This is a genomic window from Streptomyces sp. NPDC048565 (genome assembly GCF_040650935.1).
Classification (GTDB): Bacteria; Actinomycetota; Actinomycetes; order Streptomycetales; family Streptomycetaceae; genus Streptomyces.
In genome coordinates, this window is sequence record NZ_JBEZIH010000005.1 from 117,442 (window position 1) to 130,984 (window position 13,543).

The window sequence follows — 13,543 nt, forward strand, 5'->3', positions numbered from 1 at the left end:
GCCGGTGTGCCCGCCCTTGTCGGCGCGGACGCACCGGACCACCGCAGGGCCTGGTCAGCAGGTCTCGCGCAGGTATCCGCTCGAGGTCTCGGGCCGGACCAGCTTGTCGCGACGGACGATGCTCAGTTCGTCACCCCATCCGTCGCAGGCTGTCTTGAGGCCGGCGGAGGAGTACTCGATCACGATGACCTCGTTGCCGAACGCCTCCTGGTACGTGCCGCACTCATCCCACTGGCCGCATTCCTCGGCCACGGCGAAGTCGAGCCCGTTCTCCGCTGCACTGCCGGCCAGCTCCGCGGTGTTCTTCTGCGCGACGGCGAGGCCCTTGCCGTGGGCATGGGAGGACAGCAACCTGACCATCGCCTGTGCCTGGGCGTCGGTGAGCAGGTCGTCGGAGCGTGTGTACGTGTCGTAGTTGTCGGGCTCGACGGCCTGGAAGCCCTTGCTCGCGCAGCCGTCGATCCAGCCGTTGACCTTCTCGGCGATGCGTACGCGCTTGGCCTCGGTGCTGATGTCGAGCAGGACTTCGTCCCATTCGCCGTCGACGACGTTGTTCCCGTCGGCGTCCTTGAGGAGCAGGTCGGAGTCCCAGTCGTCCAGTTCGCCCGGCTGCGTCTGGAAGGCGTTCACGTAGCAGATGTTGTACAGACCCTGCGCGGGCGGCGCTTCGTGGTCCCGGCTGACGACGGTGACACCGCTCGGGGGGTCGTACTCCCCGCCGATCTGGTAGTCGAAGCCGGCGTGTGCCGGAGGGAGGGCCACCGCGTTCGACGAGGCGCCGGCGGAGGCGGAGGAGAGGAGTGAGGTGGCGACAGCCGTTGCGGTCACCGCGGCGGCGGCGAGACAACGACGGGAGAGAACACGCTTCATGTTCATCCGTTGAGCTCCAGCTGAGGGAGGGTACGTCCCCGCCTCGGAACCACACGTCCCTGGCGACTTTGTCCGGATTCGGGGCTCGCGAACGGGCCTGTACCGGCTAGGCGTACCTCTGGCGCCAGATGGCTCGAATCTGGCGTTGCATGGAGTAAAGCGAGCAGGACACGTCATGTCAACAGATCGAAAATGCTCAATACCTCAGGAGTTATGCTCACGCCATGCTGAGAACTGAGCGTCATGCGCGCATACTTGAGCATGTCGCCGCGCACGGCGCCGTCGGCGTCAATGAGCTCTCCGCGCTGCTGGATGTCTCAGGAGCCACCGTCCGGCGCGATCTGCAGCATCTGAACGAGATGAAGCTCCTGCGGCGCACCCATGGAGGCGCGACGCTCGGCAGCATCGGTCTGGAACTGCCGATGCAGCACCGTACGGAGCGTCGCAGGCCCGAGAAGCAGGCCATCGCCAAGGCAGCGGCCGCCCTGGTGCCCGAAGGGGCAGTGGTGGGCATGACCGGCGGGACCACCGTCACCGAGATCGCCCGCCTGCTGGCCGAGCGAGGGCCGGTGACCATCGTCACCAACGCGGTCAACATCGCCGCCGAGCTCATCCAGCACAAGAACGTGACACTCGTCGTCATCGGCGGGAACGCCCGTACGGCCAGTTACGAACTCGTCGGCCCCATGGCGGAGAAGGCCCTCGCCGAGTACCACACCGACATGACGTTCCTGGGCGTGGACGGAATCAGCGCGGAGTACGGCTGCACCACGTACGACCAGCTGGAGGCCGCGACGGACCGCGCCTTCGCGGCCAGGAGCAGCCGGACCATCGTCGTGGCCGACAGCTCCAAGATCGGCAAGGTGACCTTCGCCAAGATCTGCCCTCTGACCGACATCCACCATCTGGTGACCGACGGCGGCGCTCAGGGGCAGCAGCTAGAACACATCGCATCGGCCGGTGTCCAGGTGACCACCGCCTGACCGGTCCCCTCCGTCCCAGGATCACGTCACGGCGAGGGCGCTCCGCCGGACCGGCCACGGCCGCGGGCGCGACGGGACATCACCGCGCGCAGCACCCGCCGGCCCTCGGTCGACAGATCGAGTGCCCGTCGCACTCCGGTCGCGCCGCCCGGAGTGCCGGCGGTGTCGGCGAGGCTCTCCAGGATCTCGGCCTGCCGCCGGAGCTCCCCCGTGACGAGCGGGCCGCCGCCCGAAGCGCCGTCGGCCCGGCGGCTCCCGGACGTCCGGGCGGTGTCACCGGCCGGGAAGTCGGACTCGCGGTGGATGTCGAGTGCGAGGAGCGAGCAGGCGTCCGCCCACGCGCGGAGCGGCTCCGCGGTGAAGTCCCGGGGTGCGGAGCCGAGCAGCCCCCTGACGCGGGCCGTCGTGGCGTCCGTCGCCGCGGCGCTCTCCAGCGCCGTGTGCGCGGTGTCGAGCCTGGCGGCCCATTCGGCGCCGCTCTCGCAGCCCGCCCAGAGCGGACGCAGGGGCTCCGGTTCGCCGCCGTCCTCGGGCTCCGGGAGGCAGCGGTCCAGACAGGCGACCCCGCTCGCCGCCAGACCGCGCTCGTCGGCACGAGCGATCAGCTCCAGCAGACTCATCGACGCCTCCCCCATCGGTTCACCGTTCCTCGGTGGTCGGGAAGCGCACCGCTTCCCCGTTACCGCGTACAGCGTCAGATGGCTGAAAAGCGTCACTCTTCCGGCACGGAACTCACGGCGGGGCTCAGTCGGACAGGCTCTCGATGCCCAGACGGTCCAGGAAAGCGAAGAAAAGTTCCTCCGCGGAGAGCTCCGGCTCCTCGATCCGCAGCAGTTCGAGCAGGGGCCCTTCGAGGACTCCGCGGCCGGATTCGGCCGCCCAGCCGACGGCGCGGGCGGCGGCGTCCTCGGGGGGCAGGAAGAGGTCCTCGGTCGTCGGTCCTTCCCGGCCGAGATGCGCCGCCATCGGTGTCCTGCCGAGGCAGGCGTACCAGGACCCGCTGTACGGCGCCGCCGCCTCGACGGCCACACAGACGCCGTCCATGACGAATCCGAGGAGGACCGGCGCGCGTGCGGCCTCGGCGAGCGCGGTCATGCTGCCGAGCGAGGGTTGTGTGGGGTGGGACCAGACCTGCCAGCCGTCGGCGCGGTACTCACGCAGCGTCAGGAGTCCGCGCGCCTGCCGTAACGCGGGATGGCCGATGAGCGGCTCGCCGCTGCGGCCCACCAGATAGCAGCCCCAGAAACCCACGTCGCGCTCCCCCCGCGGTCCGGGCTGTCATTCTTCCCGCCCGGGACCACGGGGAAGCGCGAAAACGGGTCAACCCGTGCGGACCGCTCAGCGCGTCTCGTCCGCGAGCTTCTTGAACTGCGCCCAGCTGAGCTTCGGCTCGCGCGGGTCCCACAGCTTCTGGGAGACCGCGTTGAGCGGCATCCGGATCCCCGCCGCGACCTGTTCCTGCGTCTGCGCGTTGGGGAAGTCGCCCCAGACGGCGAACCGGCCGCCCAGGATCTGCTTCGAGTACCGCTTCGCCACCGGCTCGGTCCCGCGCAGGACGAACGGGGTCCACTGCTTGTAGATCCGCTCACCCGTCGGGTACGTGAAGTCGTTGGGCTCGCCGAGCACGTAGTAGAGGAACTCGTCGTTGAGGTTGATCACCTTGCGGCCCTCGGCGAGGTAGTCCTGGGGCGGCCGGGCACCGATCTCCTTGCCCGTCCAGTACTCCACCTCGATGCCCTTGTCGCCGTTGACGGTCCCGCCGCTGAAGAAGCCGTCGTTCCAGGCCTTGGGGATCTTCTTGGCCTTGGTGATGACCGCGGCGCGGTCGTTCAGCCAGCCCTCCGTCAGGTCCTGGACGCTCGCGTCGTCGCCGTACTTCTTACGGGCGGCCTCGGCCAGCTGCGGGTAGGAGGCGGCCGGATCGCTCACGGTCAGCGCCTGGTACTCGTCGGCGCCGACATGGAACCAGTTTCCGGGGAAGAGCTCCGCGTACTCGCGGAGCAGGTCGTCGACAATCTTCGCCGACTCGGGCTTCGAGATGTCGATGGCACCCTCCCGCACGACCCCCTGCGTGTTGCGCAGCTGCAGGTCGGGGTGGGCCTTGAGGACCGCGCCCAGATGTCCGGGCGAGTCGATCTCGGCGACGATCGTAATGTGGAGGCTCTGCGCGAGCTTCACGATCCTGCGGACCTCGGCCTTGGTGAGATGTTCCTCGGAGACCACCTCAGGGTGGGTGTCGGACTCGATCCGGAAGGCCTGGTCGTCGGAGAAGTGCAGGCCGAGCTGGTTGAGCTTGAGGTCGGCCATCTCGCGCAGCCGGTCCTCGATCCAGTCCGCGGTGTAGTGCTTGCGCGCGATGTCGAGGTTGAGCCCGCGCTGTGCCCGGTCGGGCGTGTCGCGCACCGTGCCCTCGGGCACGGTGTCGTCGGCGTTCAGCGACTGCTTGAGGGTGCGGGTCCCGTAGAAGACGCCCGCCTCGCCGGGGCCGCTGATCGTGACCTGGTTGTTCTCGGTCTTCAAGGTGTACGACTCGGGGTCGCCCTTGCCCGAGGAGGCGAGCGCCAGCGCGACGTCACCGGACCGCGGGGACTTCTCGCCGCGGTAGCTGATCTTCAGCTCCTTGGCGAGCAGCTTCGCCTCGTCGGCGAGCTTGGGGTCGGCCGCGACGACCGTGCTGTCCTTCTCGGGTTTCCAGCCGGGACCGCGCGCGGCCGTGTGCTCCCGGACCGCGGGTACGGTCCTCGGCGTCGTGGAGAGCGGATAGCTCCGGCTGGGTGAAGGCGAGGCGGATGTGCGGGAGGGGGCGGACGCGCCGTTCTCCGGGCCGGGGTCCGAGTCCTCGGGCCAGACGACGACGGTGAGCGTGACGGCGGCCGCGACCGCGACGGCGGCGCCTGCCACCAGGGGTGCGCGTGAGGGCGACATCGGTCAGAAACCTCCGGATCGGGGGAGAAACAGTTCAAAGAAGATGAGAAAGTCGGGCATTTCCCCCGCAGATTCGTCCATCAAGCGTTCCGAAACTCTCCCGTCCGGGTGAATTTCTCGCATCCTTCGGTTGTGCGTTGCCGGGCCTCGCTAGCGTGACAGCACATAAGAACCAGTCCTCACTCCAGCCCCGAGCAACCTCGTCGCTCCCCGGCCCCTCTCCAGGGTCACAGATGTCTTTCATTCGAGGAGTCCCGCTGTCCAGGTCCAGCGAGTCCCACGCCGGCCTGCCGAAACCACCGCAGCAGTCCGGGCGGACGGCCGTTCCCGTCCAGAACAGCGGCCACGCCCCGGCTCTTCGGGAAGCCACGGCAGGGGCCCCTGTTCCGGAACCAGTGTCGGTGAGCCCGCGCCCCGGTGCCCACTCGAACGCGCTGGACCACTTCAACACCTGGCCCCGGGAGCCGGCCGAGGCCGCCCTGCTGGAGTGCTGCGGCAGCCGCCGCTGGGCCCAGCGGCTGGCCGCCCACCGGCCCTATCCGGACCTGGGCACCCTGCTCGCCGCATCCGACGAGGCGGGATACGACCTCGCGCCCGCCGATCTCGCCGAGGCGCTCGCAGCGGAGGACGCCCCCTGCCTGCACCATGACGCGCCCCGGGCCGCCCACCTGGCGCTGCGCGCCGCGCACGCCGCGTACGAGAGCCGGTTCGGCCACGCGTTCGTGATCTGCCTCGACGGCGTGCGCCCCTCCCAGCACGTCGACCAGGTGCTGGCCGCGATCCGCACCCGGCTGGCGCACGAACCGGACGAGGAGCGCGCCCTGACCGCGGAGGAGATGCGACGACTCGCCCGGGGCCGCATCATCGAGCTGGTGGCGGAGGCGGGCCGGGCGCCCGACCCGTTCCCCCCAGTCGCACACGACCCCCGCTAGCCCGTCCGTGGCTGTTCGGCCGCCGCTTTGATCACACCTTCGGGCCCCGCTGCCATGGAACCGACAAGGCGTCGCTACGATGGCCGGGGCCGGTGGACCGTACCCGGCCGGGTCAGACCGACAGTCAAGCCGGCCGACCCCAATCCCCGCTCCCGGAGGGTTCTTCCGTGCCGGCTGGAACGCTGTACCGCGGCCGGGAAGGCATGTGGTCCTGGGTGGCTCATCGAGTCACCGGTGTCCTCATTTTCTTCTTCCTGTTCGTACACGTCCTGGACACCGCCCTCGTGCGTGTCTCCCCCGAGGCGTACGACGACGTCGTGGCCACCTACAAGACACCGATCGTCGCGCTGCTCGAGTACGGCCTGGTGGCCGCAATCCTCTTCCACGCGCTGAACGGTCTCCGGATCGTCGCCGTGGACTTCTGGGCCAAGGGCCCGCGCTACCAGAAGCAGATGCTCTGGACCGTCCTGGGTATCTGGATCGTGCTGATGGCCGGGGCCCTGTACCCCGTCCTCGGTCACGCCGTACGTGAAGTATTCGGGAGCTGAGGCCGATGTCCACCGAGACACCTTCTTCCGCGATCGGCGAGGTCGAGGGCGTAAGCCTGTTCGACGCCGAGAACCCGGCCCCGGTGATCGAGCCCCCGCGCAAGCGCACGGGCAAGACACCCAAGGGTTCGCGCACCAATTTCGAGATGTACGCCTGGCTCTTCATGCGCCTGTCGGGCATCGTGCTGGTCGTCCTGGTCATCGGGCACCTGCTGATCCAGCTGGTGCTGGACGGCGGCGTCTCCAAGATCGGCTTCGCCTTCGTGGCAGGCCGCTGGGCCTCGCCGTTCTGGCAGATCTGGGACCTGGCGATGCTGTGGCTCGCCATGCTGCACGGCGCCAACGGCCTCCGTACGGTCATCAACGACTACGCCGAACGGGACAACACCCGGTTCTGGCTGAAGATGCTCCTGTACACCGCCACGGTGTTCACCGTCCTGCTGGGCACGCTGGTGATCTTCACCTTCGACCCGAACATCCGCTAGGCGCCGGGACAGAGGGACCAGAGGGAAACCATGCAGATCCACAAGTACGACACCGTCATCGTCGGCGCCGGCGGCGCCGGCATGCGCGCGGCCATCGAGTCGACCAAGCGCAGCCGCACCGCCGTGCTGACGAAGCTCTACCCCACCCGCTCCCACACGGGCGCCGCGCAGGGCGGCATGGCCGCCGCGCTGGCCAACGTGGAGGAGGACAACTGGGAGTGGCACACCTTCGACACGATCAAGGGCGGCGACTACCTGGTCGACCAGGACGCCGCCGAGATCCTCGCGAAGGAGGCCATCGACGCCGTCCTCGACCTGGAGAAGATGGGCCTGCCGTTCGGCCGTACGCCCGAGGGCAAGATCGACCAGCGCCGCTTCGGCGGTCACTCCCGCAACCACGGTGAGGCCCCGGTCCGCCGCGCCTGCTACTCGGGCGACCGCACCGGCCACATGATCCTCCAGACGCTGTACCAGAACTGCGTCAAGGAGGGCGTGGAGTTCTTCAACGAGTTCTACGTCCTGGACCAGCTGGTCGTCGAGGTGGACGGCGTCAAGAAGTCCGCCGGCGTCGTCGCCTACGAGCTGGCGACCGGCGAGATCCACGTCTTCCAGGCGAAGTCGGTCATCTACGCCTCGGGCGGCACCGGCAAGTTCTTCAAGGTGACGTCGAACGCGCACACCCTGACCGGTGACGGCCAGGCCGCCTGCTACCGCCGGGGTCTGCCGCTGGAGGACATGGAGTTCTTCCAGTTCCACCCGACGGGCATCTGGCGCATGGGCATCCTGCTGACGGAGGGCGCCCGCGGTGAGGGCGGCATCCTCCGCAACAAGGACGGCGAGCGCTTCATGGAGAAGTACGCGCCCGTCATGAAGGACCTCGCGTCCCGTGATGTCGTGTCCCGCTCCATCTACACGGAGATCCGTGAGGGCCGCGGCTGCGGTCCCGAGGGCGACCACGTCTACCTCGACCTCACGCACCTCCCGCCGGAGCAGCTGGACGCCAAGCTCCCGGACATCACCGAGTTCGCGCGTACGTACCTCGGCATCGAGCCCTACACGGACCCGATCCCGATCCAGCCGACCGCGCACTACGCCATGGGCGGCATCCCGACCAACGTCGAGGGCGAGGTGCTGGCCGACAACACCACCGTCGTCCCAGGCCTGTACGCCGCCGGCGAGGTCGCCTGTGTCTCCGTGCACGGCGCCAACCGCCTGGGCACCAACTCGCTGCTCGACATCAACGTCTTCGGACGCCGGTCGGGCATCGCCGCCGCCGAGTACTCCGCGAAGAACGACTTCCTCGAGCTTCCCGAGAACCCGGCGCAGCTGGTCCAGGACCAGGTCGACCGGCTGCGTGACTCCACGGGCACCGAGCGGGTCCACGAGCTCCGCACGGAGCTGCAGGAGTGCATGGACGCCAATGTGATGGTGTTCCGCACCGAGCAGACCATCAAGACGGCCGTCGACAAGATCGCCGAGCTGCGGGCCCGCTACCTCAACGTGTCCATCCAGGACAAGGGCAAGCGGTTCAACACCGACCTGCTGGAGGCCGTCGAGCTGGGCAACCTGCTCGACCTGGCCGAGGTCATGGCGACCTCCGCGCTGGCCCGCAAGGAGTCCCGCGGCGGTCACTACCGCGAGGACTTCCCGAACCGCGACGACGTCAACTTCATGCGCCACACCATGGCGTACCGCGAGGTCGCGGACGACGGCACCGAGTCGATCCGGCTCGACTACAAGCCGGTCGTCACGACCCGCTACCAGCCGATGGAGCGTAAGTACTGATGGCAACCCCGACCCTGGACAAGACCGACAAGGCAGAGGCGGGCTTCGCCGACACCCCGTACATCACGGCCACGTTCCGGATCCGCCGCTTCAACCCCGAGGTCTCCGACGAGGCCCAGTGGCAGGACTTCCAGATCTCGATCGACCCGAAGGAGCGTGTGCTCGACGCCCTTCACAAGATCAAGTGGGAGCAGGACGGCACCCTGACGTTCCGCCGTTCCTGCGCGCACGGCATCTGCGGCTCCGACGCGATGCGGATCAACGGCAAGAACAGGCTCGCCTGCAAGACGCTGATCAAGGACATCAACCCGGAGAAGCCGATCACGGTCGAGGCCATAAAGGGCCTCACGGTCCTCAAGGACCTCGTGGTCGACATGGACCCGTTCTTCCAGGCCTACCGCGATGTCATGCCGTTCCTCGTCACCAAGGGCAACGAGCCGACGCGTGAGCGCCTGCAGTCCCCCGAGGACCGCGCGCGCTTCGACGACACCACCAAGTGCATCCTGTGCGCCGCGTGCACGTCCTCGTGCCCGGTGTTCTGGAACGACGGCCAGTACTTCGGCCCGGCGGCGATCGTCAACGCGCACCGTTTCATCTTCGACTCGCGTGACGAGGCCGGCGAGCAGCGCCTGGAGATCCTCAACGACCGTGACGGGGTGTGGCGTTGCCGCACGACGTTCAACTGCACGGACGCCTGCCCGCGTGGCATCGAGGTCACCAAGGCGATCCAGGAAGTGAAGCGCGCGCTGATCACCCGGCGCTTCTGACCCGGAACTGAAGGCCCTCAGAGGCCCCAGCGGGAGGCCCCGTCCCACGCACGCTCCGTGCGGGAGGCGGGGCCTCCTCGTGCGCCGGGCAGCCGGGACGGTACGGTCGTGCGGGGCCGGTGACCGGCTCGACTCTCCCGGTCCGCACGGCACGGGAGCGGCCGGCTCGATGGAGAACGGGGAACGCCGTGAGCGATCCGAATCCGTACGCGGACGACTCGTACAAGTGGGGCCCGCGGCAGCCCCCGGGCCATTCGCCCACGATGCCGGACGGCCCGGGTTACGGCTACCCGGCTGCGGGCGCCCCTCCGGCGTACGGCTATCCGCAGCAGCTGCCCGATTCCGCGGCCCAGCCGGGCCCCGCCTACGGCTATCCGGGCGGCTCGGGCGCGCCGACTCAGCCCGGCTTCGACCTGCCGGCGCAGCAGGGCGGCGTGCCGGTGCTCTCGCTCGGTGACATCACGGTGATGAACGACGGCATCGTGACCCCGTCCGGCACGCTGCCGCTCAAGGGCGCGGTGTGGACGGCGACCGACATGTCGCGCACGGAGGAGAAGATCCCGACCGTGGGCATCGTGCTGGCGATCGTCTTCGCGCTGTTCTGCCTCATCGGTCTGCTGTTCCTCCTGATGAAGGAGAAGCGCACGACGGGCTTCGTGCAGATCACGGTCACCAGTGGCGGGCGGCACCACCAGACGATGATCCCGGCGACGGGCCCCGAGACCTTCCCGTGGATCATGTCCCAGGTCAACACCGCGCGTACGCTGAGCGCCTGAGACCGGTCACCGGGGCGGGCGGGTCCGCCCTCCCGCCTCCGTGCGCCGCGTGTGCCGTGCGTCAGATCCAGCTGAGTTCCCACAGGCGCCAGATCCCGGTCCCGTCGGAGAGGTACTGCGATCCGGACACGGACTGCTTGCTGACGACGTAGTCCTTCTTCTGCCACAGCGGGACCAGCGGCACGTCCTCGCCGACCACCTGCTGGAGCTTCTTGAAGTCGGCCGAGGTGCGGCCTCGGTCGCTGTACTGCTGCGTGGCCGAGATCAGCTCGTCCACCTTCTTGCTGGTGTAGCCGTTGTGGAGGGAGTTGTCCTTGCCGACCAGCGGCTGGCTGAAGGTGTCGGAGTCCGGGTAGTCGGGGAGCCAGCCCACGGTGTACGCGTCGTACTCACCGGCCGCGTAGCCCTTCTGGAAGGCCTGCCACTCCACGGCCTTCTCGGTGACCTCGAAGAGCTCGTCCTTCTCCAGCTGACGCACCAGCTCGGTGGACTCCTCCTTGTTGGCGTCGTCGTCGCGGTGGGCGAAGGTGATGTGCAGCGGCAGATCCACCCCGGCCTCCTCCATCAGCGCCCTGGCCCGCTTCGGGTCCGAGCGCGGATAGGAGTCGAAGAAGGGGGTGCTGTGCCCGATGTAGCCCTGCGGGATCAGCGAGTAGAGCGGCTCGACGGTGTTCCGGTAGACCTTGGTGACCAGCGGCCCGCGGTCGATCAGCCAGGCGACGGCCTGACGGACCTTCTTGTCCGCGAGCGGCGCGCCGTCGCGGACGTTGAAGACGAGGTTGCGGATCTCGGCGCTGTCCGCCTCGGTGACGCGCTGCTCGCCGGCGGCCGGGTCGAGGTCGGCGAGCGTCTCGGAGGGGAGCTGCCGGTGTGTGACGTCGACGTCCCCGGCGTCCCAGGCGGCCTGGAGCGCCTCGGAGCCTTCGAAGTAGCGGATGTCGACGGCGCCGCCCGACTTCTTCAGCGCGCCCTTGTACGCCGGGTTGGGCACCAGCCGCGCCTTGACGCCCGACTCGAACGACTTGAGGACGTACGGGCCCGAGCCGTCGACCTGGGTGCCCGTGCGGAGCTTGTCCTTCGGGTACTGGGCGGGGTCGACGATGGACCCGGCGCCCGTGGCCAGCTTCTGCGGGAACGTCGCGTCCTTGGCCGAGAGGTTGAAGGTGATCGTGCGGCCGTCGGCGACGACGTTGTCCAGGCTCGGGAACAGCACCGAGGGGCCTTCGTCCGCCTTGATCCTGAGCATGCGGTCGAAGGAGTACTTGACGTCGGCCGCCGTCACCTTGCGGCCGTTGGAGAAGGTCAGGTCGTCACGCAGCCTGCACTGGTACGTCTGGAGCTTCTGGCCCACGAAGTCGCAGCTCTCCGCCGCGTCCGGTTCCGGCACGACCGCACCGGAGGTGAACGTCATCAGCGACTGGTAGAGGTTGCTGTAGATCGCCCAGGAACCGGCGTCGTAGGCGCCGGCCGGGTCGAGCGAGGTGACCTCGTCCGATGTGCCGACCGTGATCGGGGAATCGTTCCCGTCGTCCGAGGGAAGCAGTTGCCAGGCGCCGACGCCCGCGATGACCAGTACCGCCAGAATCGCGAGAATCCGTAGACGGATGAACCGCATGTGCCGTGCTCCCTTGCCAACCCACCCCGGCCCGCGTGCACAGAGAGGCACATCACCGCCGCATGATCGCCTCACCCAATCACACGATATTCACATAACAAAGACCAGGGTGGACACAAACTGGACACGCGAAGGTGTCGGATCAAGCCAGCGGGGAAGCGAGCTCCACGACTGTGATGTCGGAGGGAGCCCCGACCCGCACGGGCGGGCCCCAGGCACCGGCCCCGCGCGAGACGTACAGCTGGGTGTCGCCGTAGCGCTCGTACCCGGCGACGGTCGGGTTGGCGAGCTCGGCCAGCAGGTTCCCGGGCCAGAGCTGGCCACCGTGGGTGTGGCCGGAGAGCTGGAGGCCGACGCCGTACTCCACGGCGTCGTCGATGACGACGGGCTGGTGCGCCAGGAGGACGGAGGCGCGGGAGCGGTCGCGGTCACCGAGCGCACGGGCGAAGTCGGGGCCCTGCCCCTCGCTCTCCCCCGCCACGTCGTTGACCCCGGCGAGGTCGAAGCCTGCGACCTCGACGCGGGCGTTCTCCAGCGGGCGCAGACCCAGCTCACGTACGTGGTCGACCCATTCGGCCGCGCCGGAGAAGTACTCGTGGTTGCCCGTGACGAAGTAGCTGCCGTGACGGGCCTCGAGCCCGGAGAGCGGCTCGGCCGCCGTGCCGAGATCCGCCACGGATCCGTCGACGAGGTCGCCGACGACGGCCACGAGGTCGGGCCCGGTGGCGTTGATCGCCTCGACGACCCGCCGGGTGTGGGCGCGGCCCAGGATGGGGCCGAGGTGGATGTCGCTGACCATGGCGATCCGGAAGCCATGGGCGGAGCGCGGCAGTCCGGCGAGCCGGACGGTGATCCGCTTGGTGCGGGGGCCGCGCAACACCCCGTAGGTGCCGTAGCCGACGGTGCCGAGTCCTGCGAGTGCCGCCGCGCCGCCGACGGCGCGGGAGACGAACAGCCGGCGCGAGGGGTCGGCGACGGACGGGGCGGGGGGCTCCGCGCGCTGCGCGAGGTCCGTAAGGGCCCCGCCGCCGGTGGGCGCGGTGCCGGGCCCGCCGGCGGTGGCGGTGGCCGTGGTGGTGGTCCGGGCCGCCGCCGGTGCGTCGGTGGCCGCAACGGGCTCGGTGTCGGGCCCGGCCGGTTCCGCGGCGGGCTCGGTGGCGGCATCGGTGGCGGCCGTCCGACGGGCGAGCAGCCGGCGCAGCAGGGGCCGTACGGCCTCCCCCACCAGCAGAGCGAGTGTCAGATAGAGCAGGGCGGCCAGCCAGAGGTAGCCCGGCCAGGCCAGCACCCGCTGCACCGGGAAGGGGACCCCGGAGCGGCTGGAGACGAGGGCGCCGATGCTCAGCAGCGGCAGCACGAAGGCCGCGACGGTGCCCGTGCGGCGCGCGAGGCTGCCCTTCGCCGTGGTGTCACCGATCAGCCGGCGCCACACATACCGGTGCACGCCGACGAGCAGCGCGAGCACCGCGACCGCCACGAGTACGAAGACCACAACCACGTACGCTCCCCCGCTGAAACGATCCTGTCCGGACGGCCGCCTGTGGCCTCCGGCGCGTCATCCGCCTTCGCGACGCAAAGCCCTGACACCACGGAACCCGATGACCCCCACAGCCGTCCCCAGGAGAAACGAGGTGATGGCGAGCAGGAGATGGACCCAGAAGTAGGCAGTCGGGTCTCCCGCGTCATCGAACGCGAGCCCGCTGCCGTCCTTCCAGAGATTCTTGACAAAGGTGACCCAGATGACCCAGCTCCACGCTCCGAAGACGAGCAGGAACCAGGAAACGGGGCGGCTGAGCTTCATGGGTTCAGTATCGCCGCCGGTCTCCCGTCGGATCGCCCGGGGTGGGCTGTCCCGGC

14 protein-coding genes are annotated in these 13,543 nt (G+C 69.2%); 7 read left to right on the forward strand and 7 right to left on the reverse strand.

The features are described from left to right. Window positions 1-54: 54 nt before the first annotated feature. Window positions 55-870, reverse strand: a complete 816-nt coding sequence (locus tag AB0C75_RS08310; RefSeq protein WP_362888666.1) for an endo alpha-1,4 polygalactosaminidase — start codon at window positions 868-870, stop codon at window positions 55-57. A 224-nt stretch (window positions 871-1,094) separates the two neighbouring features. Between AB0C75_RS08310 and AB0C75_RS08315 the strand changes: the two genes are divergently transcribed. Continuing rightward, window positions 1,095-1,853: a DeoR/GlpR family DNA-binding transcription regulator gene (locus tag AB0C75_RS08315; RefSeq protein ID WP_362888319.1), complete on the forward strand. Its 759-nt coding sequence runs from the start codon at window positions 1,095-1,097 to the stop codon at window positions 1,851-1,853. A gap of 26 nt (window positions 1,854-1,879) precedes the next feature. Here the strand turns inward: AB0C75_RS08315 and AB0C75_RS08320 are convergent, their stop codons facing one another. The 3 genes from AB0C75_RS08320 to AB0C75_RS08330 form a co-directional block, all read right to left on the reverse strand. Beyond that, window positions 1,880-2,473: a hypothetical protein gene (locus AB0C75_RS08320; protein ID WP_362888320.1), complete on the reverse strand. Its 594-nt coding sequence runs from the start codon at window positions 2,471-2,473 to the stop codon at window positions 1,880-1,882. Window positions 2,474-2,597: 124 nt separating this feature from the next. After that, complete coding sequence (locus AB0C75_RS08325) at window positions 2,598-3,104, reverse strand: hypothetical protein (RefSeq protein ID WP_362888322.1); 507 nt, start codon at window positions 3,102-3,104, stop codon at window positions 2,598-2,600. 87 nt (window positions 3,105-3,191) lie between these two features. After that, the gene (locus AB0C75_RS08330) at window positions 3,192-4,778 is read right to left on the reverse strand and encodes a family 20 glycosylhydrolase (RefSeq protein ID WP_362888324.1); all 1,587 of its coding nucleotides are present in this window, start codon (window positions 4,776-4,778) and stop codon (window positions 3,192-3,194) included. A 434-nt stretch (window positions 4,779-5,212) separates the two neighbouring features. On the opposite strand from AB0C75_RS08330, the gene AB0C75_RS08335 reads away from it, so the two are divergent. From AB0C75_RS08335 to AB0C75_RS08360, 6 genes are all read left to right on the forward strand, one after another. Next, window positions 5,213-5,710, forward strand: coding sequence for a 2-oxo-4-hydroxy-4-carboxy-5-ureidoimidazoline decarboxylase (locus tag AB0C75_RS08335; RefSeq protein WP_362888667.1), 498 nt, complete (start codon window positions 5,213-5,215; stop codon window positions 5,708-5,710). A gap of 167 nt (window positions 5,711-5,877) precedes the next feature. Next, window positions 5,878-6,258 carry a succinate dehydrogenase, cytochrome b556 subunit gene (gene sdhC, locus AB0C75_RS08340; protein WP_362888326.1) on the forward strand — a complete coding sequence of 127 codons (381 nt, stop codon included), beginning with the start codon at window positions 5,878-5,880 and terminating at the stop codon, window positions 6,256-6,258. A gap of 5 nt (window positions 6,259-6,263) precedes the next feature. After that, entirely contained in the window at window positions 6,264-6,743 is a 480-nt protein-coding gene (locus AB0C75_RS08345) for a succinate dehydrogenase hydrophobic membrane anchor subunit (RefSeq protein ID WP_362888327.1), read from the forward strand. A gap of 30 nt (window positions 6,744-6,773) precedes the next feature. Next, window positions 6,774-8,528 (forward strand): succinate dehydrogenase flavoprotein subunit, encoded by a 1,755-nt coding sequence (gene sdhA / locus AB0C75_RS08350; protein WP_362888329.1) that lies wholly within the window; start codon window positions 6,774-6,776, stop codon window positions 8,526-8,528. Further along, a complete protein-coding gene (locus AB0C75_RS08355; RefSeq protein ID WP_362888331.1) occupies window positions 8,528-9,295 on the forward strand; it encodes a succinate dehydrogenase iron-sulfur subunit in 768 nt (255 codons plus the stop codon). Before sdhA ends, AB0C75_RS08355 begins: the two co-directional genes overlap by 1 nt. 188 nt (window positions 9,296-9,483) lie before the next feature. Next, the gene (locus AB0C75_RS08360; RefSeq protein WP_362888333.1) at window positions 9,484-10,071 is read left to right on the forward strand and encodes a hypothetical protein; all 588 of its coding nucleotides are present in this window, start codon (window positions 9,484-9,486) and stop codon (window positions 10,069-10,071) included. A 61-nt stretch (window positions 10,072-10,132) separates the two neighbouring features. Here AB0C75_RS08360 and AB0C75_RS08365 read toward each other — a convergent pair whose 3' ends face one another. From AB0C75_RS08365 to AB0C75_RS08375, 3 genes are all read right to left on the reverse strand, one after another. Next, window positions 10,133-11,686: an ABC transporter substrate-binding protein gene (locus AB0C75_RS08365; protein ID WP_362888335.1), complete on the reverse strand. Its 1,554-nt coding sequence runs from the start codon at window positions 11,684-11,686 to the stop codon at window positions 10,133-10,135. A gap of 142 nt (window positions 11,687-11,828) precedes the next feature. Next, window positions 11,829-13,184 carry a metallophosphoesterase gene (locus AB0C75_RS08370; protein ID WP_362888337.1) on the reverse strand — a complete coding sequence of 452 codons (1,356 nt, stop codon included), beginning with the start codon at window positions 13,182-13,184 and terminating at the stop codon, window positions 11,829-11,831. Window positions 13,185-13,241: 57 nt separating this feature from the next. Continuing rightward, window positions 13,242-13,487, reverse strand: coding sequence for an SCO4848 family membrane protein (locus tag AB0C75_RS08375; protein ID WP_104788442.1), 246 nt, complete (start codon window positions 13,485-13,487; stop codon window positions 13,242-13,244). Window positions 13,488-13,543: the final 56 nt, after the last annotated feature.